Raw genomic sequence first — 21,874 nt, forward strand, 5'->3', positions numbered from 1 at the left:
GTCCAAGACCGACACGGGTACGAACCGATATGGGAATCGATATCGTCGCAGCGCACGAGGTATCGCACGGCCGTATCGCGGGCGGTTGACGGGCGGATTCGGGCACCGGGAATGCTGGGGGAGTGGACGAGATCTTCCGGACGGCCGGTGTCGAGGGCCGGGTGCATGCCCGCTGTTTCGACTGTGCCGGCGAATTCGGCTGGGCCGCCGACGAACCGGTGGTGCTGTCCTCGGTGGTGAAGGTGCCGCTGGTGCTGGAGTTCGCGCGGCAGGTAGCGGCGGGCCAGCTCGATCCCACCGACCGGGTGCGCGCCACGGCCGCGAACCGGCTGGGTGGGGTGGGCACCGCGGGCTGCCACGACGATGTCGAATTCAGCCTGCGCGATGCGGCCTACTTCGCGCTCACCGTGAGCGACAATACCGCCGCCGACCTGCTCTTCGACCGGGTCGGAGTGGACAATGTGCGTTCCCTGGCCCGGGAACTCGGGCTCGGCGCGACCCGGATCATGGGCTCGCTGCGCGACATCCTCTACAGCATGGCCGAGGACATCGGAGCGCGTGACCTGGTCGAATTCGCCCGGCGCTATCCGGAATCCAGCGCGGCGGAGGTGTTCGGTTCGCGGGCGGTGGATCCGCTGCGCACCACCGCCGGGACCGCGCGCGATATGACCCGCATGCTGTGGCTCATCGGCGAGGACCGCGCGGGTTCGCCCGAAGCGTGCCGGTTCGTACGGGATCTCATGCGCCAGCAGGTGTACGGACACCGGCTGCCCTCGGCATTCCCGGCGGGCACCGACATCTGGTCCAAGACCGGGACGCTGCCCGGCATCCGCAATGAGATCGGGGTGGTCGGCTATCCGGATGGAAGCCGCTACGCCGTCGCGGTTTTCACCGTGTCACACAGCCTGGCGGGCCGGCAGCCAGCGGTGGATCGAGCCATCGGTGCGGCCGCGCGGGCCGCCATCGAGCGCATCGATCACTGCCTGCCCGCCACCACGTCCCATGGCCGCCGCTGCGGCGCGTCCTGAATCGGGGCCGGGCGGGACGCGCCATCGCCCTGCACCACCGTCACGATGAGGTCGGCGAGTTCCCGGACCAGCGGATGCGGGGCGGCGGCGGGCCAGGTCAGGGCGAGCCGCCAGCTCAGGGTGCCTTCGGGCAGCGGCCGCCACACCACGCGCGGTTCCTTCTGCGCCACCAGGCCCTGGTCGAAGGCGACCCCGCGGCCGGAAAGCACCATGCCGAGCACGAATTCGGGATTGCGGGCGTGCTGCACGGAGGCGGGGCGGAAGCCGTGCTCCCAGCAAGTGCGCAGGGTGGCGTCGTACAGGCCGGGGGCGGCGGCGCGCGGGAAGATCACCAGACCGTGCCCGGCGAGGTCGGCCAGGGTGAGCGAGGCGCGCGCGGCCAGCGGGGAATCGCGGGGCAGCACCACGCCGAGCGGAGTCTCCACCGCCGGACCCGATTCCAGGCCGACCACATCCACCGGGTATTGCAGCAGCCCCGCGTCCAGTTGGCGATCCGCCAGCAGCCGAACCTGTTCGGCGGTGGTCAGTTCTTGGAGATCCACCCGTACCTGCCGGCTCTCGAACGCGGTGAGAATGGCCGCCAGCACCCGGCCCGCCAGTTCCGGCGGCACACCCACCCGTAGGGCGTCGATCTCGCCCCGATGGGCCTTGCCCACCAGCGATTTCGCCCGCTCCCAGCGCGCGATCAGATCCCGCGCCTCCACCAGCAGGATCTGGCCCGCCTCGGTGAGTTCCACTCGTCGGCTGTCGCGTTCCAGCAGCCGAGCCCCGATATCGCTCTCCAGTTTTCGAATCCGCTGGCTCAGCGCGGGCTGCGCGATCCGCAGCCGCTCGGCCGCCCGGCCGAAGTGCAGTTCCTCGGCCACGGCGATGAAGTAGCGCAATTGACGCAGCGGATCCATCCGACCGACGATATCGTTTTCCTTATCGCCGGGTGCGCCGCTCAGCCCCGCGCCCGCACCTCGAGGATCTGCAAGCAGTGCCCGATCGGCCCCTGCTCGTCGTGCAGCACGGTCGAGCACATCCCGATCCCGTCCGGCCCGATCGACGTCTGCACCGCCAGCCCGATCCACTCACCCTCCGGCAGCCGGAACAGATCGATCGTCAGGTCGGTGTTGAGGAAGGTCCACTGATACGGATCCAGCTGCGCCCCAATCCCATTCGCCACATCCGCCACCGAGAACACCCGCACCAGCGGCGAGATCTCCTCGCCCTCGACCACCTCGACCCGAGGCTTCACCCACACCCGCCGAGTGTCGCCGTCATTCTCCACCGGCCGGATGTCCACCGACTTCACATACCCGACATCCCACCCGTCCGGCACACCCCACCCGATCTCGGACGCCTCCGGCACCGTCGGCAGTGGAGCGTCAACCGTATGCACCACCGACGAACTGTCCGACGTGGCGATCCGCCAAGCCGAAGCCTTCGCCACCGCCCGCTTGGTCCCATCCGCCTGCGCCGCAACCAACTCCGCCACGACCAGCTCGACCCGCTTCCCCGGCCGCTCCACCCAGGCCCGCACCTCGACCTCCCCAACCGGTACCGGCCCCAAGATATCCATCGTCAACCTGGCAACTCGTGCGCCCTCCCGAGCCGCGCACCGCTCCACCGCGCGGGCCAGCAACGCCGACGGCGGCGCCCCGTGCTGCATGGACGCCGCCCACACGCTCACGGTCGCACCGGTGGCCGAATATCGCTCATACCCATCCGCCCCCACCCCCTGCGCGACGTAATACGCCTTGATCCCGGCCTCATCTCCCGAGGCCGCCTGCTCCACCGCTGTCACGTCATGCATCCGGGTCACCCAGCCAACGTATCAGCCCACGTCCAACCCACTAGACGGTGTACGACAAACGGCCGATGCGGCCGCTTCGAGACCCTCAGCGGACGGCCAGGATATCGCGATGGATCCGGTCGACGATCATGTCCGGACCCCAGCTCGCGTCGATGCGGGTTTCATCGGCGAAGGACAGCGGCTGCCGGCCGTGATACCACCGCGCCATCTGCTCCGGCGTGAAATCCGCCGCCCGGGAGCTCGCGATGTGCCGGGTGACCGTCTCCTCGAAGGTGAGGTCGAAGCAATAGTGCAGCGCGTGGTCCGCCGCGGCGGTGAGGCGCTCGAGCATCGAGCCGTACCGCCCGGCGTGCAGGATCCCCTCCACGATCACCACCAGGCTCCGAGTCAGACCGAACCTCGCAATGTGTTCCAGCAGTTCGACATTGGCCGCCCCGGCCGCATCCGGTTTCCGAAGCATCTGCCGCCGCACCACATCCTGCGGTACGACGAGGCATGCGCCGTGCGCGAACCGCTGCTGCACCGTGCGGGCGGCAGTCGACTTCCCCGAGGCCGAGTTGCCGCGAATCACGACCAATACGCTCATGTCGCTGCAGGTTACGCGTCCGCGGGAGGTCCGAGCCGAGGACAGGATCAGGGAGCTGTCACGGTGGGGAACCGGTGGGACTCCTCGGTATGACAGCTCCCTGAGATCGGTGGGCGGGTCAGGGGACGGGGTCGGGCTCGGGAATCGGGATGGACTCCGCGGCGGGTGTCTTGGGTTTGCCGAGAATGGAGTTCCGGCGGCTGTAGGTGAAGTAGATGACGATGCCGAGGGCCATCCAGATCACGAAGCGGAGCCAGGTCTCGATGGAGAGGTTGAGCATCAGCCAGAGGCAGGCCAGGGCGGCGAGGATGGGGATGACGGGGACCAAGGGGACCCGGAAGCCGCGCTTCAGGTCGGGGCGGATGCGGCGGAGGATGGGGACGCCGAGGGAGACCAGGACGAAGGCTACGAGGGTGCCGATGTTGACCATTTCCTCGAGGGTGCCGAAGTCCACGAAACCGGCCAGCAGGGCGCAGACGACGCCGACGATGACGGTCAGGCGGACGGGGGTGCCGTGCTTGCCGGTATGGGCGAGGCTGCGGGGGAGCAAGCCGTCGCGGGCCATGGCGAACAGCACGCGGGTCTGGCCCAAAAACATGACCATGACGACCGTGGACAGGCCCGCGAGCGCGCCGATGGAGATGATGTTCTTCACCCAGGTCGCGCCGTGCAGGGCGAAAGCGGTTGCCAGGGTGGCGTTTCCGCTCGCGAGCTCGGTATAGGGCACCATGCCGGTGAGGATCAGGGAGACCGCGACGTAGAGCACGGTCACGATGGCCAGCGAGCCGAAGATGCCGCGCGGGACGTCACGCTGCGGGTTGCGGGTCTCCTCCGCGGTAGTGGCGACCACGTCGAAGCCGACGAAGGCGAAGAACACCAGCGAGGCCGCGGCCAGCAGGCCGTACCAGCCGAAACTGGTTCCGCCGGAACCGGTCAGGAAGGAGAACAGCGACTGGTGCACGCCACCGGCCTGCTCGGAGGGCTGCGACGGCGGGATGTAGGGACTGAGGTTGGACGCCTTGAAGTAGGTCGCGCCGACCACCAGCACGAGCGCGATCACGGCCAGCTTGATGGCGACGGCCACGGCCGAGACCCGCGAGGACAGCTTGGTGCCGGTGGCCAGCAGGACGCCGACCACAGCGATGATCACCACCGCGCCCCAGTCGAACGAGACGGATCCGACGTGCGCGACCGGATTCACCAGGCCGCCGAGCACCTCGCCGAGATACTGCGACCACCCCTTGGCGACCACCGAAACGGCAAGGGCGAACTCGAGAATGAGATCCCATCCGATGATCCAGGCGATGATCTCGCCGAAAGTGGCGTACGCGAACGTGTACGCACTGCCCGCCACCGGCACGGTCGAGGCGAATTCGGCGTAGCACAACGCCGTCAGCCCGCACGCGATGGCCGCGAACACGAAGGCCAGTGAGACCGAGGGTCCCGCTACCGTGCCCGCGGTCCGGGCGGTGAGCGTGAAGATGCCCGCCCCGATGACCACCGCCACACCGAAGATGGTCAGATCCCTCGCCGTCAGATCCTTGCGCAGCTTGGAATCCGGTTCATCGGTATCCCGGATCGACTGCTCGACCGATTTGGTGCGGAATACTCCGCTCGCGAACGCCACTTGTCGTCTCCTCTCTGAAACTACGGTGCGGCGATCAGAGGGCCCGCGGGATGGCGTCCAGACGCCGTTCCGCGAACCTGTTGGCCGCCGCTCCGGTGCCGATTCCCTCGGCCTTGGATTCCGCGATGATGTCGCGGCAGCGGTCGAAGATGCCCCTCACTGCGTCTTCGACCTCGGCCGGCGCCGCCTGACGCAGCTCTCCGGCCACCTGAACGAGCCCACCGCCATTGGCCACGAAATCCGGGACCCAGGTGATGCCGCGCTCATTCAAGGCGTATTCCACTGCGGGCGTGGCCAACTGGTTGTTGGCGGCGCCGCAGACGAGTTTCGCCTCGATGGCCTCGGCGCTGGACACGGTGAGCGTGCCGCCGAGGGCGCAGGGGGCGTAGACGTCGACCGGAGCGGTGGATACGTTGCTCAACAGTCGAACCGATGGGTTGTGCTTCGAAAGACGTTCCAGCGCAGCATCGTTCACGTCGCTCGCGCAGACCTCCGCGCCGTCGGCCAGCAGCAGCTGGATCAGTTCGCGGCCGACCTTGCCGACGCCCTCGACGCCGACCGTGCGGTCGGCCAGTGTGGGTGCGCCCCACACGGATTCGACGCCCGCACGCATCGCGTTGAAAACGCCCAGTGCGGTGAGCCGGGCGCTGTCGCCGGAACCGCCCGCCGCGGTGCTACGGCCGGTGACATGACCGGTGTACCGGCCGATGGCGTCCAGGTCGTCGGTATCGGTGCCCACATCACCCGCGGTGATGTACCGCCCGCCGAGGGATTCGATGAACCGCGCGTAGGCCGCGAAGAGTTCTTCGCTCTTGTCCGAGGCCGGATCGCCGATGATGACGGCCTTGCCGCCGCCCAGATTCAGACCGGCGGCCGCGGCCTTGTAGGTCATGCCCCACGACAGCCGCAGCACATCGTCGAGCGCCGCCGCCTCGGAGGCGTACGGGTACATCCGGGTGCCGCCGAGCGCCGGACCCAGCGTTGTCGAATGAATCGCGATGATCGCCCTGAGCCCGCTCTTGTCGTCCTCGCAGAACACCACCTGCTCGTGGCGTCGAGCGCTCAACTCGTGCGAGCGGCCGAAAACCCCTGCGTCGGTGTGCATTGCGGTCACAATCGATTCCTTTCGTGGACGCCGCTTGTGGCGGCGGGTCGGTGGCCGCGTGGTGGGCGGCCGGTGGCTGCCGCATGGCGCGGCAGTCGATCGATTGCCGCCTGGCGCGGCGGTCGATCGATTGCCGCCTGGCGCGGCGGTGGGACGGGTGCGGCCGGCGCGATGGCCGCGGCGACCTCAGCCCGTGGGCCAGGCCCCGAGGGACGCGAGCCGGATGATCCGACGGCGCATCAGGGGTGTGGGTCCGGTGATCTCACGCCGATTCGGCGGCATGAGGTCACCCTGGTCCGGCGGCAGGCACAGGATGTCGCCGAATTATGATGGGCTGGTGTGTAATTCGCGTGTTGCGGACCGCGTTACCGGGTCCGTGTTCCGAAGGCGGCCCAGCTGGGCGCCGGGCCCGGGCACGGTCGGGCGTATCAGCTGTCGAGGCCGAGCTCGCGCAGGCGAGCACGGTAGAGCTCGATATTGCCGAGCTTGACGTCCTCATAGCCGCGGACCAGGTCGGGCAGTCCGGCCGCCGCCATGGCGGTGGCGTAGCTGTCGGCCGTCAGGTCGGCGGCGAGGCGGTGGATCATCGCGGTGTAGTGGGACAGCAACTCCCGCTCCAGCTTTCGGACGTGGGCGTAGCCGAAGGGGTCGAGCTTGGTGCCGCGCAGAACCTTGCCCTTGGCGAGCAGCCTCAGAGCCGCATGGGATCTCGGGGTGAGGCCGATCTTCTTCTTGCGGCCGAGGGCACGCAGCATCGGGGGATGCAGCTTGTAGGTGAGGTTCTCGCCGCCGGGGACCTGGGCCTTCACCTCGTCCAGGAAAGCCGGGTCGACCAGCAGGCGGGCGACCTCGTACTCGTCCTTGTAGGCGGTGAACTTGTACAGTCCGCGCGCCACGGCCTCGCTGAACCCGGTGCGCTCGGTGACCGCGCGCTCGGCGTTCCAGGCGATCTGGACGGTGTCGACGTAGCAGCGCGCGACCTTGGCGTTCTGGTAGCCGACCAGTTCGGCGGCCCGCAACTCGACCAGTCGACGGACCTCACCCTCGAAGCTGGTTCCCGCCAGCAGCTCGTCGGTGGCGATATGCGGAGTGGGCTGCGCCGCAGCGGAATCGGTGGCCGCCGCGAAGGCGGCCGGATCCGCGATGGCCACGCGCCCCCAGCGGAACGCCGCGATATTGGCCGACACCGCGACCCCGTTGATGCGGATCGCCTCTTCGATCGCCGCGGCGGGCAGCCGCAGACCGCCGGTCTGGAAGGCCGCGCCGACCATCAGGAAGTTGGCGGCGGCGGTATTGCCGAACAGCTGCTGAGCGGCCGCCAGGGCATCGAAGTCGAACTGCGAATCCGACACCGCCGCAAGTCGATCCAGCAGTGGCCGGGTCTCCGGGTAGGCGACCGACTTGTCGTAGACCATGTCACCCGTCGGGGTCTTGCTGGTCGAGGCGACCACCACCGTCCCGCCCGGGTTACCGTACTGCAGGTTCTTGGGGTCGGCCGCGGTCAGCAGATCGATGGCCATGATGCAGTCCGCGCTGCCCGGGGTGAGCCGATTCGACGGCTCCAATTCCGTTGTGGAGAAACGTAGATGAGACACCACCGGGCCGGCCTTCTGGCTCAGCCCGATCTGGTCCAGGCTCTCGACCGCGTACCCGGCCCGCAGTGCGGCGGTGGCCAGCACCTGGTTGACCGTGACGATGCCGGTGCCGCCGATGCCGGCGATGAGCACGTTCTGCGTACCCAGGGGAGGGCCGAATCCCGGCTCGGCCGCCGTCGGAGGCTCGGCCGCCTTCCGACGCTTCGCCACCGCGTGCTTGGAACCCTTGCGTCCCTTCGCATTCGGGTTCAGCTCCACCGTCACGAAGGACGGGCAGTCTCCGTCCAGGCAGCTGTAGTCGGTATTGCAGGAAGTCTGGTCGATGCGTGTCTTGCGCCCGAACTCGGTCTCCACCGGCTGCACCGACAGGCAGTTGGACTTGGTGCCGCAGTCACCGCAGCCCTCGCACACCGCCTCGTTGATCACCACGCGGGTATTGCGCACCGGCAGCGTGCCGCGCTTGCGCTGGCGGCGGGCGTCGGCCGCACAGTGCTGATCGTAGATCAGGACGGTGACGCCCTTGATCTCGCGCAGCATCTTCTGCGCCTCGTCCAGCCGGTCGCGATGCCATAGCAACGTGCCCTTGGCCAGCGCTTTCTTATTGTGTCGCTTCGGATCGTCGGCGCAGATGATGATCTGCTTCACGCCCTCGACGGTCAGCTTGTGGGTCAGCTTCGCGACCGTCAGCCCGCCCTCCACGTTTTGCGCGCCGGTCATGGCGACCACCTCGTTGTAGAGCAGCTTGTAGGTGATGTTCACCCCCGCCGCCACGCACGCCTGCATGGCCAGCTGGCCGGAGTGGAAGAAGGTGCCATCGCCGATGTTCTGGAACAGGTGCGGCACGTCGGTGAACGGCGCCTGCCCGATCCATTGGCTGCCCTCGCCGCCCATCTGGGTCAGGCCGGTGACCGCGCTGTCGCTGCGCCCGGACAGGGTGACCAGGGTGTGGCAGCCGATGCCGCCACCGCCGATCGAGCCCTCGGGCAGGGCGGTGGAGCGGTTGTGCGGGCAGCCGCTGCAGAAGTACGGGGTGCGCTTGGCCGACAGCACCTCCAGCGAAAGCTGCGGCGGGGGAGCCTTCTTCAGCTCGATGCGATCGCGCAGCACCCGCCGCAGCGGGGCCAGCAGCCGGCCCGCGGTGAGCTCGCCGTCGAACGGCATGAGGGGCAGGCCGTTTCCGTCCAGCTTGCCGAGGATGCGCGGGGCATCGGCGGTGCCGTACAGGATTTCGCGAATCTGGGTCTCGATGAACGCGGTCTTGTCCTCGACCACGATCACCTGTTCCAGACCCCGCGCGAACTCGGTGACCCGCTGTGCCCCAACGGGATACGGCATGCCGATGCGGAGCAGGCGAATGCCCGCGCGGTGCATGGCCGCCTCGTCGACGCCGAGGTCGAGCAGCGCCTGGCGCACCGCGTCGAAGGTGGTGCCGGTGGCCGCGATGCCGATCCGCGCATGCGCCGGAGCCACCTCGATGACATCGAGAGCATTGGCTTCTCCGAAAGCGCGCACGGTGGCCCAGCGCGGCCCGTACAGGTCGGCCTCGGCCAGCACGCTGTCCGCGGGCGCCGCCATCGGCCGCTGCCGGTAGGCGAAAGCCTTTCCCTCCCAACGAACCTCGGGCACCGCGATGGGAAGCTCGGCGACCGACGAATCCACTGTCCACGCGCCGTCGGCGACATCGGCCACGATCTTCATGGCCACGACGCAGCCCGAGGCCCGCGACAGCGCCACACCCTGCATGCCCATGGTGATGATCTCGCGGGCATTGCGCGGGAACAGCACCGGCACTCCCATGGCCGCCAGCGACCGCTCGCTCACCGCGGGCACGGTCGAGGACTTCGAGGCCGGGTCGTCGCCCACCAGCAGCAGCACGCCGCCGCGCGGATTCACTCCGTACATGTTCGCGTGCCGAATGGCATCGGTGGCGCGGTCCACGCCGGGTCCCTTTCCGTACCAGACGCCCACCACGCCGTCGTGGGTCGGCGTCCCGGTCGGCAGATCCGCCTGGCTGCCCCACACCGAGGTGGCCGCGAGCTCCTCGTTCAAGCCTGGCACGAAGGTGATGTCGTGTTCGGCCAGCACATTCGGCATGCCCAGCAGCATCTTGTCGACCCCGCCCAGCGGGCTGCCCTGATACCCGGACACGAACGTCGCGACCCGGTGACCGGCGCGAATATCGCGAACGTGCTGTTCCACCAGCAGGCGGGCGATGGCCTGCACTCCGGTGAGGAGGACCGGACCCGCGCCGGACCGGTAGCGGTCGGCGAGGTCGTAGGGCGCAGCCGGTTCGGCCTGTCGGACAGGCGCGCAGGCAACGTCGGTCATGAACAGTCACCACCACTCTCCACAGCCCAGATCGTGAGCTGCAAACGAAGGGAACAAAGCGATCGGTGCAGCGAAATCTGCCGTGATGTGTGATCTGTGTCAACAGTCGCGCGAAAAGTTGATCAGACTGCTCAAAAGTGATCTGGAACACTGTGGCGCGCGCAGCAATGTGCTCGAGCGTCCGCGGCCCCGGCTCATCTCCTGATGCGCCGGGACCGGTTCGTCATTCGGCGGCGGTCCGGCTCGTCAGATGCTCGACGAGCGGCAGCGATCGGTACTCGACCGGAGTCGCCAGGGCCAGCATGGTTTCTGTGTGCTTCACGCCGGGAATCGAGTGCACGCGCTGGATGATGGAAAGCAGATCCGGCTGGGACCGCGCCGCGATCCGCACCAGCAGATCCCCGCGTCCTGTCGTCGCGTGCACCTCGAGCACATTCGGGAAGTCCCGCAGGGCCTCGACGATGTCGTTCATCTTGTTCTGGTCCAACTCGATACCCAGGAATGCGTGCACCGCGAACCCGATGGCCTGCAGATCGACGTCCGGTGGATATCCCCGCACCACCCCGGATGCCTCGAGCCGCTTCATTCGCGCCTGCACGGTGTTGCGCGCGATCCCCAGCCGCTGCGCCAACTCCAGAATCGGCACCCGCGGATCGGCCGCCAACTCCGCGAGCAGCGCGGAATCGAGGCCGTCGATCTTGATGCTCATGCCGCATTGTCGCACAGCGGCCGGGCCCGGACGGCGGGCCGGAACGTGGCGGATTACGCGAAGTAGCGGCGGCCCGGGCCTTGGCGGGCCGCAATCCTGCTGAGGCGCAAGGACGTATCCATCGGCGCTGCGGCGCCGCCTCTTGCGGCGATATCCTCTCGATAACGCGACTTCGGACGGCCCCGATGATCCAGGCGTGAAACGTGAGCGGCGAGGAAGCATGAAAACCAGGTCAGCGGCACTGCTCGCGATGGCTGCGGCCCTCGCGGCGGTCACCGCCGCCTGTGGTGGCACCACCGCCACGGGCCCGGCGACGACCACCGTCACCGCTGCCGCCCAGCACTCGGCCGCTCCCGCCGGAAGCGGTCGCGGGCTCTGCTTCGACCCGAACTCCGACCTCGCCCGCTCGGCCATCGCCCGGCTTTCCCCGCCCCCGGTCGGCGGTTGGCAAGCGGGACAGGCCAGCGATGATCAGATCGCCTCGGGCTGCGACGGCGTGCTGTCCTGGATGATGGTGAACTCCGACACCAATCACCCCTATACCCACGTACTCTTCTTCACCAGCGGGACGTATCTGGGGACCGCCACGCCCGACCCGTACATGTACACGATGGTCACCGGCAAGACCCGCACCTCGCTGTCTCTCACCTATCACTGGCTCAACGGCAATGACCCGATGTGCTGCCCGCAGGGCGGGCCCAGCGTGGTCACGTTCACCCTCGACGGCACCAAGGTCACGGCCGTCGGTCAGTTCCCGCCCCACGCCTGAACCCGCGCGTCCGGGTCTGCCCGGTCATCCGCATCCGCTGCCCGCTGGGTATCGAGGCGATTGTGATTGTGGTGCAGGTGATTCGGGGGAACACCAGCCACTTCGAAGCTGGACCTGGCGTGCGAGCACCTGTGCCGAATGCTGGCCATGATGGACGATCGCGGCTACGACACCATGGAGCCGGTCGCCGACCAGGCTGTGCAGCGGCGCCCGCTGCTGGACTTCCACGCCGGCTACGTCCAGCGAGTGGCGAACGCGTTGCCCAAGCAGGGCACCTCCGGCCCGTAGACGGTGACCTACGCTTCCGATGTCGAACGGCTGCGCAAGGGCCCGATCGACGATCCGGCGCTGAAGTTCGGCCGCAGCGGCTCCCCACAACCCGCGATGGCCGGGTGAGGCCGGCGTCGAGGATGCCGATGGCGGGAGGACGCGGGGTCTGGATCGAGCTCGACCAGAGAACTGGCATACGGAGCTTGCACGGCGCGCATCTGGCGGTCGAGGTTCTTGCCTCGGCTCCATGAGAACCGATGAGCTCGGCTCGGCGAGGCCGGGACAGCACTGGTCCCGGCCTCGATGCGGGTGTTGTGCCCCCTCGATCGAGGGGTGCTGTCAGTGGACCCCTGCGCGAATCTTGGCGGCTATGGCGGGCACACGAGAGGCTGCGAAGAGTGCTTTGAATTGCCAGCTGTCGTCGCGGGGCAGGACTCCCGCGCGTTGGGTCGCGTCGATCGCGTCGTAGAGGGTTTCGCCTTCTTCGAGCAGCCCCTGTTCGTTGAAGTGGTAGCGGTCGACGGCGGGGCATTGCAGGAAGCGCCCGGTGCCGTAGATGACGGGGCCGCTGCCGTCGTAGGGGTACAGACGCAGCGGTCCGCTCCAGTGGCCGCTGCCGATGTAGCGAATTACCGTGCGCACCTTATGATCCGGGGTCACATCGATGTAGATCTGGTCGGGCAGCGGATCGTAGCGCCAGTCGGGTATGGCGTCGAAGAAGGCCATGTTGTAGGTGACGAAATCGTCGATGCCGACGATGGTGCGCCCGAACGTGGTGACATCGGTGTAGCGCATGTCGGCGGCATACAGTTCGTGGTTGTAGCTCATGTCGCGGTCGATCCAGCTCCACCAGTACTTCTTCGCCCAATCCATCAGCCAGGACAGGTCCACACCGAGTTTGCGGTAGAACTCGAGTTTGCGTTCGAAGTTGTCGAACCAGGCGCGGGTTGTGGCCTGCAGTTCATGTTCGGGGATCGCGCGGACGGGGGCTCCGCGGTTGGCATTCAGAAACTCCGGTACCGGGCGGGCGAGCCGCGGCGTACGCAAAGCCTGCTGGAACTTTTCCTCGGTGAACATTGCTTTCCCTTTCTCATGAGCGGGTGCGGCCGAGAACGCCTTCGGCGAGGCCGGCTCGGTGGGGGTCACGCGATCACCGCGATCACCATCGTGAATCGTATGATTCATCTTGAATCAAGTGATGTCAATTGGTGTTCGGCATTGTGGGGGCGGAGTCGAACCGCGATCCATGTTGAATCGCTCGATTCGGGATGCGCTGTCCCGCTACCGAAGTAGCCGCAGATGACCGCCGGCGTGCCCGCATCCGATCGGCGGATCGTCATCGTCGGCGCTGGTCTGTCCGGAGTCGGTATGGTGGTCAGCCTGCGCCGCGAGGGGATCGCCGACGGCTTCGATCGCGTGACTTCTGCGCAACGCAGCCCCTGCGGTCCTACGAAGGCGTGAGCTTGCCGAAACTGCCGAACGTGTTCACCCTGTCCGGTCCCTACTGGTGGACAGGTGGTCGAGCCGGACCTTCTCGCTGGACGATTACGCCTACTCGTGGCCGGCGCTACGGGCTGTGGTTCGCTGCCTCACGCGAGAGGCGATCATTGCCCGAGGGCGGGGCTCAGCAGCGAAACGACTATCGCGACCGCGTTGTCGACAAGCTGATCCCTGCCGATCGCGAGATGACCGTCGACCCACTCCAGATAGACCGCGGTCAGCGCGCCGGCCAGAGCCGTACCCAAGGTGGCGAGTGTGTCGTCACTGCTGGCGAACAGGTCATCGGCACTGCTGCCCAACATGGGCGCCAGTGCGCGGACGGCAGCCGGGGTGCGCTCGGTGATATGCCGTCGCAGGCTGTCGTCGGCCAGTGGTTCGCGTAACAGCACCCGCGCCCGTCGGGGATCCTCCTCGAAGAAGTCGGCGCACGTCTCCAGTCCGGTCCTGATGGCCGCGTGCGGATCGGCTCCTGGCGCGATGGCCGAAAGCCGTTCGCGCAGAGCGCCTTCGGTGCGATCGTAGACTGCGGCGAGCAGCGTCTCGCGGCTGTCGAAGCTTTCATAGAAGTACCGGGGGCTCAGGTTGGCCTCCCGCGTGACCGCTCGCATGGTGACAGCGCCGGCACCTCCCGCGCCGAGCAAGTCGAACGCGCGGTCGAGAAGCTGATCGCGTCGCTCGCCGGATCGATCCTGAAGCGTCTGACCGCGCCAGAGTTTGGGAGCGCTCACCGCTCCATCCTCGCACCCGACCGACGCCCACGAATCGACACCGGGCGATTCTATATGAATCACCTGATTCTCATTCGGTGGGTCTCCGACCCTCGCTCGTGGCATGGCAGCGCCGATTCGCGGAAGCAACCGGGCGGTGCGGACGTAACAGGAGGTTCGACCGCTACGCCTCACCGAATGCGCCGATGTTGGAGATGACCTGGCCGGCGCTGGGTTCTTCGCAATCAGGTGACGTTTCGAATCTCACGGAGCTCGACTGCTCGAATACGCAGTTCGGCCCAGGCGAGAGAATCGTCTCTCGCCTGGGCCGATGAGGGTGGCTGACGGGACTCGAACCCGCGACACCCAGGATCACAACCTGGTGCTCTACCAGCTGAACTACAGCCACCATTACCGGTAACTTCCGGCGCGGTAGATCGTAACGTGTCCGCGCCGCGAGTACCTAATCGGCTGTTCAGGAGGGGTTTACGGGGGGTTCGGCGGGGGCGGACAATTCGGCGGCGACCGCGGCGATCTCGGTCGTCGACGGCCCGGGGGCGGCGACGAAGGCGGTGCGTCGGTAGTACTCCAGCTCGCGGATGGATTCCTTGATGTCGGTGAGGGCGCGATGGGTGAGGCCCTTCTCCGGCTGGCCGAAGTAGATGCGGGGGTACCAGCGGCGGGCCAATTCCTTGATGGAGCTGACGTCGATCATGCGGTAGTGCAGGTGCGCGTCGAGGGTCGGCATGTCGCGGGCGATGAAGCCGCGGTCGGTGGCGATCGAGTTGCCGGCCAACGGGACCGTGCGCGGGGTGGGGACGTACTGCTTGATGTAGTCGAGGATCTGTTGCTCGGCCTCGGCGACGGAGACGGTGGAGCGGCGGACCTCGTCGGTGAGCCCGGAGCGGGCGTGCATCTCGGTCACCACCGGCGGCATGGCGGCCAGGGCTGCGTCGTCGGCGTGGATGACGATATCCACGCCTTCGCCGAGGATATTGAGGTCACTGTCGGTCACGAGCGCGGCCACCTCGATCAGCTTGTCGCTGTCGAGTCGGAGGCCGGTCATCTCGCAGTCCATCCACACCATGTACTTGTCGGTCACCCGCCAAACACTAATCCTTCGGTGTTCCTCGACCCGGCTGCCCGCCGCGTCGAGGCCGCTCCCGCCGCCCGACCGGGCAGTATCGTTCTCTATAGATCGGGCGCATAACGAGCGGTCGGCATGTTGGTTGGACAGTTCCGAGGACATCGGTTCGCAGGGCAGTCGCAGTTGGCAGAGCGGACGGAGGAAGCGCGAGTGACCACCCCGCAGGAGAAGGCAGCGGCGGCACGGAAGGCGGCGGAGGAGGCGGCGCGGATCGCGGCGGAAGCGGCCGCCGCCGCCGAGGCGGCCGAGAAGGAAGCCGCCGACCAGGAGGCGGCTGACAAGGCGGCCGCCGCCGACGAGGACGCTGCTGCCGAAGCGGATTCGGGAGCGAAGGCCACGGGCAAAACGAAAGCCGCTGCGGCGGTTACTGATTCGGCCGATCGGGATGAGGCCGCCGCCCAGGAGATCGCGGCCGGCTACGCCATCGAGGGCCTGGCGCTGGAGCTGGGCACCGTCATCGTCGGCGGCGCCGTTCATCCCGATGCGCGCGTACGGATCCCGATGAGGACCATGAACCGTCACGGCCTGGTCGCGGGCGCCACCGGTACCGGTAAGACCAAGACCGTGCAGAGCATCGCCGAGCAGCTCTCTACGGCGGGCGTGCCGGTGGTGCTGGCCGATATCAAGGGCGACCTGTCGGGCCTGGCCCAGCGGGGACAGTCCAGTGACAAGCTGCTGGCCCGCGCCCGCGAGACCGGCGACCCGGCCTGGACACCGCAGGGCTTTCCGTGCGAGTTCGTCTCCCTCGGCACCGGCGGCATCGGCGTCCCGATCCGCGCCACCATCACCTCCTTCGGTCCGATCCTGCTCAGTAAGGCCTTGGGCCTCAACGAAACCCAGGAATCCACGCTGGGCCTGATCTTCCATTGGGCGGATCGGAGCGGCTTGGCGCTGCTGGACCTGAAGGACCTGCGCTCGGTCATCGGGTATCTCATCAGCCCGGAGGGTAAGCAGGATCTCAAAGGCATCGGCGGTGTCTCCGCGCAGACCGCGGGTGTGATCCTGCGCGCGCTGGTGAATCTGGAGGCCGACGGCGGCGACACTTTCTTCGGCGAGCCGGAGCTCGAGCCCGCCGACCTCATGCGCACCGCGGGCGGGCAGGGCGTCATCACCCTGTTCGAGCTGGGCGCGCAGGCCGCGCGGCCGCAGATGTTCTCGACCTTCCTGATGTGGGTGCTGGCCGATCTGTTCCAGACCCTGCCCGAGGTCGGCGACGTGGACAAACCCAAGCTGGTCTTCATCTTCGACGAGGCGCATCTGCTGTTCAACGGCGCATCGAAGGCGTTCCTGAACCAGGTGGAGCAGACCGTGAAGCTGATCCGCTCCAAGGGCGTCGGCGTCTTCTTCTGCACCCAGCTGCCCACCGACATCCCGAATCCCGTGCTCTCCCAGCTGGGTGCGCGCATCCAGCACGCCCTGCGCGCGTTCACTCCGGAAGATCAGGCGGCCCTGTCCAAGACGGTGCGCACCTACCCCAAGACCGCCACCTACGACCTCGAGAAGGCGCTCACCTCACTGGGTATCGGTGAGGCCGTGGTGACGGTCCTGTCGGAGCAGGGCGCGCCCACCCCGGTCGCATGGGCGCGCATGCAGCCGCCGCGCTCGCTCATGGACACCATCGGCGAGGACGGAATCCGTTCCCGCGCACAGCAGTCCACGCTGTACGGCAAGTACGGCCGGACCATCGACGCGGAATCGGCTTCCGAGATCCTGACCGCGAAGATTCAGGCGGCCGCGCAACAGCAGGCCGAGGAGACCGCGGTCAAGGGCTCGCGGTCGGCCAAGCCCGTGCCGCAGGAGGAATCGATGGCCGAGAAGATCGTCAACAACCCTGCGTTCAAGAATTTCCTGCGGTCGGCGGCCACCGTCGCCGGGCGCGAGATCAGCCGCAGCATCTTCGGCACCCGGAAGCGGTAGAGCGGCGTCGCTGATCAGCTGCCCAGCTTCTTGTAGGCGGCGCCGGCCACCACCGAGGTGATCGAGCGCGGGCCGAACTGCCCGGCCAGGCTCATGCCCTTGCTGATCAGGCCCGGGACCACGCGCATCTTGTTGCGGGCGAGCGCGTCGATGGTGATCTTGGCGGTGTGGGCTGCGGTGACCCAGATGAACTCCGGGATCTTGTTGCCCATCTCCTCCTGGTCCGGATTGTCGGTGCGCACCGGGCCGGGGGCCAGCAGTGTGACATTGATGCCGGTGCCCTTGAGCTCACCGCGCAACGACTCGGAGAAGGTGTTCACGAATGCCTTGCTCGCGGAGTAGGTGGTGTTGTTCGGAATCGGCATATTGCCGGCCGCGGACCCGGTGATCAGGATGCCGCCGGCGCGGCGCTCCAGCATGCCCGGCAGCACGGCCAGCGTGAGGTCGTGCACGGCGACGGCATTCAATTCCATGATGTCGCGCTCGTAGTCCAGGTCCAGCTTGGCCAGCGGGCCGAAGGTGGAGACACCGGCGTTGTTGCACAGGATCGCGATATCCCGCGCGGCCAGCTCCTTGGCCAGCGGCGCGCGCTGATCGCGGTCGGACAGATCCACCGCGCGCACCTCGGCCGTGATGCCGTACCGCTCGGTCAGCCGCTGCGCCAGCTCGGCCAGCAGATCGCCGCGCCGGGCGACGAGGATCAGCGAGTAGCCCCGCGAGGCAAGCTCTTCGGCGAGGGCGGTGCCGATCCCGGAGGACGCTCCGGTGACGACGGCACGATTGTCGGCGGTGGGTACAGGCAGGCTCACGGGTCCCGAGCCTACTCATGCATGAGTGATCTCGGTGGGCGGGACCGACAGGCGGGGTGCGCGCGAGCAGCGCCCACCCCGCCCGGGAATATCGGCCCGCCGCCACCGAGCCGATCAGCCCGCGTCGGCGGTATCGGTCAGCCCGCGTTGCGTGTGCACTGGGAGTCGAGGAGCTGGGCAGTGCTCGGGTCGGCGCTGCCCAGGCTCACCATCAGCGGGTTCGGGTCGGGACCGGCGGCCGCGAAGGCATTGTGCTCGGCGTCGGCCAGGGTGTAGCCGAGGCCCGTGTACAAGGTGCCGTCCCGGTCGACGAGGGCGGCGCACCCATTCGACCAGCGCAGTGCCACCGTGCAGTTGGCGTGCCCGCACCGGCGCAGCGCTTCGGCGTCCGCGGTGCCCTGGTCGTGGGCGTTCCACGCGGTGGAACCCGCCCAATGGTCGCCTTGATCGGAGACCGCCATGGCCCCGTAGAGGTCCTCGGCGGCATTGGCCGTACCCATGCCGCCCGAGATCAGAGCGAAAGCGGCGGAGGCCACCACGCCGGTGGCGGTCTTACGAGACAGATGCATAGAGAATTTCTCCCCCAGGATCGTTGAAGCAGGTGCTTCGCGATCATGGCAGGGCGGTACGACAACTCCGACCATCTGAATCGGTTGGCGTATAGGTCATTTCGATTCTGGACGGTAACTTCCCGCCGCCGTGGCTCAATTCCTGGGTTTCGGCTCCATGAACGCGATGCCCCAATCCAGATGGCCATGCCAGACGCCGGCGATGCGACCGCCCTGGACGGCGGGTTTGGGGTCGCCGATGGGGCCGCCCGCGGCGCGGACGGCGGCCACGGTGGCGTCCAGGTCGGGGGCGAGGAAGGCGACGCCGACCAGGGCGGGCGCCTTGCCGGAGGACACCGCCTCGATGAAGGGCTCGCCGACGCGATAGAACGCCATCTCCGGACCCTGCGGGCCGCGCGGGAAGAAGCGGCGGCGTGGCGGAATGCCCAGGACGGCGGTCAGATCGGTGACGGCGTCGTCCAGATCGGGCGCCCAGTACACGACGTGGTCGATGGCGGTCACGCCGTTCGGGTGGGCAACCGTGGAATCGAGTTCGGGTGCGGACGATTCCAGGTAGGGGACACCGAGAGTAGCCGGGGCGGCATGGGTTTCGTCGAATCCCCAGGCGGGCTCGCCCAGGGTGCAGGCGACGCCGCCGATGGGGAAGCGGCCGTCGGTGACGGTGAAACCCAGGGCCGCCCAGGAGCTCTCGTCTCCGGGCAGTCCCAGGCGGGTGAGGTTCGGCATTACAGCGCCGCCGCCAGGCGGGTGCCCTGGTTGATGGCGCGCTTGGCGTCGAGTTCGGCGGCCAAGTCGGCGCCGCCGATGAGGTGCACCTTCATGCCCGCGTTCCGCAGCGGCTCCTGCAGGTCGCGCACGGATTCCTGGCCGGCGCACAGGATCACGTTGTCGCACTCGATGATCCGCGGACGGTGGCGCTTCTCGCCGAAGCTGATGTGCAGGCCACGGTCGTCGATGCGCTCGTAATTGACGCCGCCGATCTGCTCGACGCCCTTGGCCTTGACCGCGGCCCGGTGCACCCAGCCGGTGGTCTTGCCCAGGTCCTTGCCGAAGGCGGACGACTTGCGCTGCAGGAGAACGACTTCGCGGGCGGCGGGGGAGGGCTTGGGGGTGGTGACGAAGCCGGGGACGGTCGGGTCGTCGGAGATACCCCACTCTTCCTTCCACTCGTCGAGCTTGAGGCTGGGGTGTCCTTCGACCGTGAGGAATTCGCTCACGTCGAAGCCGATGCCGCCCGCGCCGATGACCGCTACCTTCTTGCCTACCGGCTTGCCGTCACGCACCAGCTCGGCGTAGGTGAGGACCTTCGGGTGGTCGATGCCCGGGATGTTGGGGATGCGCGGCTTCACGCCGGTGGCCAGGACGATCTCGTCGTAGCCGCCCGCGATGAGCTGCTCCGCGGTGGCCTTGGTCCGCAGATGCAAACGCACGCCGGTGATTTCGATCTGCCGGGTGTAGTAGCGGATGGTCTCGCTGAACTCTTCCTTGCCCGGGATGCGCCGCGCGATGTCGAACTGACCGCCGATCTTGTCATCGGCCTCGAAAAGGTCCACATGATGCCCGCGCTGGGCCAGGCTGACCGCGGCGGACAGCCCGGCCGGGCCCGCGCCCACGACGGCGAACCTGCGGGTGCGCCGCGTCGGCAGCAGTTTCAGCTCGGTCTCGTGCCCGGCGCGCGGATTCAACAGGCAGGACACGGTTTTGGCCTGGAAGGCGTGGTCCAGGCAGGCCTGGTTGCAGGCGATGCAGGTATTGATCTCGTCGGTCCGCGCGTCCTGCGCCTTGCGCACCCAGTCCGGGTCGGCGAGCAGCGGCCGCGCCAGCGACACCAGGTCGGAGTCGCCGCGGGTGAGGATCTCCTCGGCGGTCTCGGGCATATTGATGCGGTTGGAGGCGCATACCGGGATGTCCACGATGTCCTTGACCTTCGCGGTCCACTCCACGAACGCCGCGCGTGGCACCGAGGTGACGATGGTGGGCACCCGGGCCTCGTGCCAGCCGATATCGGTATTGATGATGGTGGCCCCGGCGGCCTCGACATCCTGTGCGACGGCCGCGATTTCGTCCCAGGTCTGGCCCTTCTCCACGAAGTCCGCCATGGACAGTCGGAACACGATGATGAAGTCCGGCCCGACCGCCTCGCGCACCCGGCGCACGATTTCACCGGCGATGCGGCGGCGGTTCTCCGGCGACCCGCCCCACTTGTCCTTGCGCTTGTTGGTGCGCTCGGCCAGGAACTGGTTGATGAAATACCCTTCACCACCCATGATTTCGACGCCGTCGTACCCGGCGAACTTGGCCAGGGCGGCGCAGCGCGCGTAATCGTCGATGGTCTCCTCGACGCCCTTGGCGGAGAGGGCGCGCGGTTTGAACGGGTTGATCGGGGCCTTGATGGCCGACGCCGACACGCTGGTCGGCATGTAGGAGTAGCGGCCCGCATGCAGGATCTGCAGTGCGATCTTGCCGCCCTCGGCGTGCACCGCCTTGGTGACGGCGCGGTGCCGGTACGCCTCGGTCTTAGTGGTCAGCTTGGCGCCGAATGGCAGCAGCCAGCCGGTGCGGTTGGGCGCGTAGCCGCCCGTGATGATCAGTCCCACACCGCCTTTGGCCCGTTCGGCGAAGTAGGCGGCCAGTCGGTTGGTGTGCCAGGCCCGATCCTCGAGGCCGGTGTGCATGGAACCCATGACCACGCGATTGCGCAGCGTGGTGAATCCCAGGTCCAGGGGTTCGAACAGATGCGGGTACGCGCTCATTGCCGAGAGCCTTTCGGTTCGGACGCCTGCGACCGGGCTGTGTCGCGTTTCAGGGCGTCGAGTACTTCGTCGCACCAGTCGACGAACCCCTCCTCGACGCGGATGCCGCCGCGCAGGACGAGGTACTGGTGCAGCTTGGGGCCGGTGAGTCGATCCGGCGCGGGGTAGTCCTTCTTCTCGAAGGCGCGGTACAGGTCGAGTCGGTGTGCGTGCTGGTCGCGGTGGCGCTTCACCTCGGCGATGAGCGCGGGGACATCGCCGAGCGCGGCGGCCCGCAGCTTCACGCCGAGTTCGTTGCGCATGGGTTCCAGGTCGGCGGGTTCGGCGATCCAGCGAACCAGTTCGGCCCGGCCGGCATCGGAGACGGTGTAGACCTTCTTGTCGGGCCGTCCCTCCTGGGGCACGGTCTCGGCGTTCACCCAGCCCTGTTCGTCCATGCGCTTGAGCACGCGGTAGATCTGCTGGTGGGTGGCGTTCCAGAAGAATCCGATGGACTTGTCGAAGCGTCGCGCCAGGTCATACCCCGAGCTGGCGCGTTCGGTCAGCGATACCAGGAGCGCGTGTTCGAGGGCCATGCCGCCAGGGTAATTGCTACGAGACGTACTATGCAATTCAGTGCATAATTGCGTCGATGCGCAGCACCGAGCACGGTCACCT

General features: G+C 67.7%; 20 protein-coding genes and 1 tRNA gene. 5 read left to right on the top strand and 16 right to left on the bottom strand.

Annotated elements, in window-relative coordinates; all coding sequences use genetic code 11:
• Window positions 1-122 precede the first annotated feature (122 nt).
• Window positions 123-1,028 carry a serine hydrolase gene (locus tag GLP40_RS30540; RefSeq protein WP_328290833.1) on the top strand — a complete coding sequence of 302 codons (906 nt, stop codon included), beginning with the start codon at window positions 123-125 and terminating at the stop codon, window positions 1,026-1,028.
• Here GLP40_RS30540 and GLP40_RS30545 read toward each other — a convergent pair.
• The 7 genes from GLP40_RS30545 to GLP40_RS30575 form a co-directional block, all read right to left on the bottom strand.
• Complete coding sequence (locus GLP40_RS30545; protein ID WP_154791483.1) at window positions 977-1,930, bottom strand: LysR substrate-binding domain-containing protein; 954 nt, start codon at window positions 1,928-1,930, stop codon at window positions 977-979. The genes GLP40_RS30540 and GLP40_RS30545 overlap by 52 nt on opposite strands.
• A 41-nt stretch (window positions 1,931-1,971) precedes the next feature.
• Window positions 1,972-2,826, bottom strand: a complete 855-nt coding sequence (locus GLP40_RS30550) for a thioesterase family protein (protein WP_154791529.1) — start codon at window positions 2,824-2,826, stop codon at window positions 1,972-1,974.
• Window positions 2,827-2,911: 85 nt separating this feature from the next.
• Entirely contained in the window at window positions 2,912-3,412 is a 501-nt protein-coding gene (locus GLP40_RS30555; RefSeq protein WP_154791484.1) for an AAA family ATPase, read from the bottom strand.
• Window positions 3,413-3,530: 118 nt separating this feature from the next.
• Window positions 3,531-5,039, bottom strand: a complete 1,509-nt coding sequence (locus tag GLP40_RS30560) for an amino acid permease (protein ID WP_328290834.1) — start codon at window positions 5,037-5,039, stop codon at window positions 3,531-3,533.
• A gap of 34 nt (window positions 5,040-5,073) precedes the next feature.
• Window positions 5,074-6,144, bottom strand: coding sequence for a Glu/Leu/Phe/Val family dehydrogenase (locus GLP40_RS30565; protein ID WP_154791531.1), 1,071 nt, complete (start codon window positions 6,142-6,144; stop codon window positions 5,074-5,076).
• Between the two features lie 428 nt (window positions 6,145-6,572).
• Window positions 6,573-10,067 carry an indolepyruvate ferredoxin oxidoreductase family protein gene (locus GLP40_RS30570; protein ID WP_154791485.1) on the bottom strand — a complete coding sequence of 1,165 codons (3,495 nt, stop codon included), beginning with the start codon at window positions 10,065-10,067 and terminating at the stop codon, window positions 6,573-6,575.
• Window positions 10,068-10,290: 223 nt separating this feature from the next.
• Window positions 10,291-10,776, bottom strand: coding sequence for an Lrp/AsnC family transcriptional regulator (locus tag GLP40_RS30575; RefSeq protein WP_154791486.1), 486 nt, complete (start codon window positions 10,774-10,776; stop codon window positions 10,291-10,293).
• Window positions 10,777-10,996: 220 nt separating this feature from the next.
• On the opposite strand from GLP40_RS30575, the gene GLP40_RS30580 reads away from it, so the two are divergent.
• Complete coding sequence (locus GLP40_RS30580; RefSeq protein WP_154791487.1) at window positions 10,997-11,545, top strand: LppP/LprE family lipoprotein; 549 nt, start codon at window positions 10,997-10,999, stop codon at window positions 11,543-11,545.
• Between the two features lie 147 nt (window positions 11,546-11,692).
• Window positions 11,693-11,833: a hypothetical protein gene (locus GLP40_RS30585; protein WP_154791488.1), complete on the top strand. Its 141-nt coding sequence runs from the start codon at window positions 11,693-11,695 to the stop codon at window positions 11,831-11,833.
• Window positions 11,834-12,154: 321 nt separating this feature from the next.
• On the opposite strand, the gene GLP40_RS30590 is transcribed toward GLP40_RS30585, so the two are convergent.
• The gene (locus tag GLP40_RS30590; RefSeq protein ID WP_328290835.1) at window positions 12,155-12,961 is read right to left on the bottom strand and encodes a nuclear transport factor 2 family protein; all 807 of its coding nucleotides are present in this window, start codon (window positions 12,959-12,961) and stop codon (window positions 12,155-12,157) included.
• Between the two features lie 153 nt (window positions 12,962-13,114).
• Here GLP40_RS30590 and GLP40_RS30595 point away from each other — a divergent pair, with 153 nt between their 5' ends.
• Window positions 13,115-13,276 (top strand): hypothetical protein, encoded by a 162-nt coding sequence (locus tag GLP40_RS30595; RefSeq protein WP_154791489.1) that lies wholly within the window; start codon window positions 13,115-13,117, stop codon window positions 13,274-13,276.
• A gap of 143 nt (window positions 13,277-13,419) precedes the next feature.
• On the opposite strand, the gene GLP40_RS30600 is transcribed toward GLP40_RS30595, so the two are convergent.
• From GLP40_RS30600 to orn, 3 genes are all read right to left on the bottom strand, one after another.
• Window positions 13,420-14,043, bottom strand: coding sequence for a TetR/AcrR family transcriptional regulator (locus GLP40_RS30600; protein WP_328290836.1), 624 nt, complete (start codon window positions 14,041-14,043; stop codon window positions 13,420-13,422).
• 315 nt (window positions 14,044-14,358) lie between these two features.
• Window positions 14,359-14,431 (bottom strand) — tRNA-His (locus GLP40_RS30605).
• Window positions 14,432-14,497: 66 nt separating this feature from the next.
• Complete coding sequence (gene orn, locus GLP40_RS30610; protein WP_154791533.1) at window positions 14,498-15,109, bottom strand: oligoribonuclease; 612 nt, start codon at window positions 15,107-15,109, stop codon at window positions 14,498-14,500.
• A 210-nt stretch (window positions 15,110-15,319) separates the two neighbouring features.
• Between orn and GLP40_RS30615 the strand changes: the two genes are divergently transcribed.
• Window positions 15,320-17,086, top strand: coding sequence for a helicase HerA-like domain-containing protein (locus GLP40_RS30615; protein WP_328290838.1), 1,767 nt, complete (start codon window positions 15,320-15,322; stop codon window positions 17,084-17,086).
• Between the two features lie 14 nt (window positions 17,087-17,100).
• Here GLP40_RS30615 and cmrA read toward each other — a convergent pair whose 3' ends face one another.
• From cmrA to GLP40_RS30640, 5 genes are all read right to left on the bottom strand, one after another.
• Window positions 17,101-17,895, bottom strand: a complete 795-nt coding sequence (gene cmrA / locus GLP40_RS30620) for a mycolate reductase (protein ID WP_328290839.1) — start codon at window positions 17,893-17,895, stop codon at window positions 17,101-17,103.
• A 137-nt stretch (window positions 17,896-18,032) separates the two neighbouring features.
• Window positions 18,033-18,464 (bottom strand): DUF4189 domain-containing protein, encoded by a 432-nt coding sequence (locus tag GLP40_RS30625; protein WP_196054853.1) that lies wholly within the window; start codon window positions 18,462-18,464, stop codon window positions 18,033-18,035.
• Window positions 18,465-18,599: 135 nt separating this feature from the next.
• Window positions 18,600-19,190 (bottom strand): VOC family protein, encoded by a 591-nt coding sequence (locus tag GLP40_RS30630; protein ID WP_154791493.1) that lies wholly within the window; start codon window positions 19,188-19,190, stop codon window positions 18,600-18,602.
• On the bottom strand, window positions 19,190-21,217 hold the full coding sequence (locus GLP40_RS30635; RefSeq protein ID WP_154791494.1) for an NADPH-dependent 2,4-dienoyl-CoA reductase: 2,028 nt from the start codon (window positions 21,215-21,217) through the stop codon (window positions 19,190-19,192). Before GLP40_RS30635 ends, GLP40_RS30630 begins: the two co-directional genes overlap by 1 nt.
• A complete protein-coding gene (locus GLP40_RS30640) occupies window positions 21,214-21,792 on the bottom strand; it encodes a PadR family transcriptional regulator (RefSeq protein WP_154791495.1) in 579 nt (192 codons plus the stop codon). The genes GLP40_RS30635 and GLP40_RS30640 overlap by 4 nt, the downstream gene beginning before the upstream one ends.
• Window positions 21,793-21,874: the final 82 nt, after the last annotated feature.

Origin of the sequence: Nocardia aurantiaca (assembly GCF_009708175.1) — a bacterium.
Classification (GTDB): domain Bacteria; phylum Actinomycetota; class Actinomycetes; order Mycobacteriales; family Mycobacteriaceae; genus Nocardia; species Nocardia aurantiaca.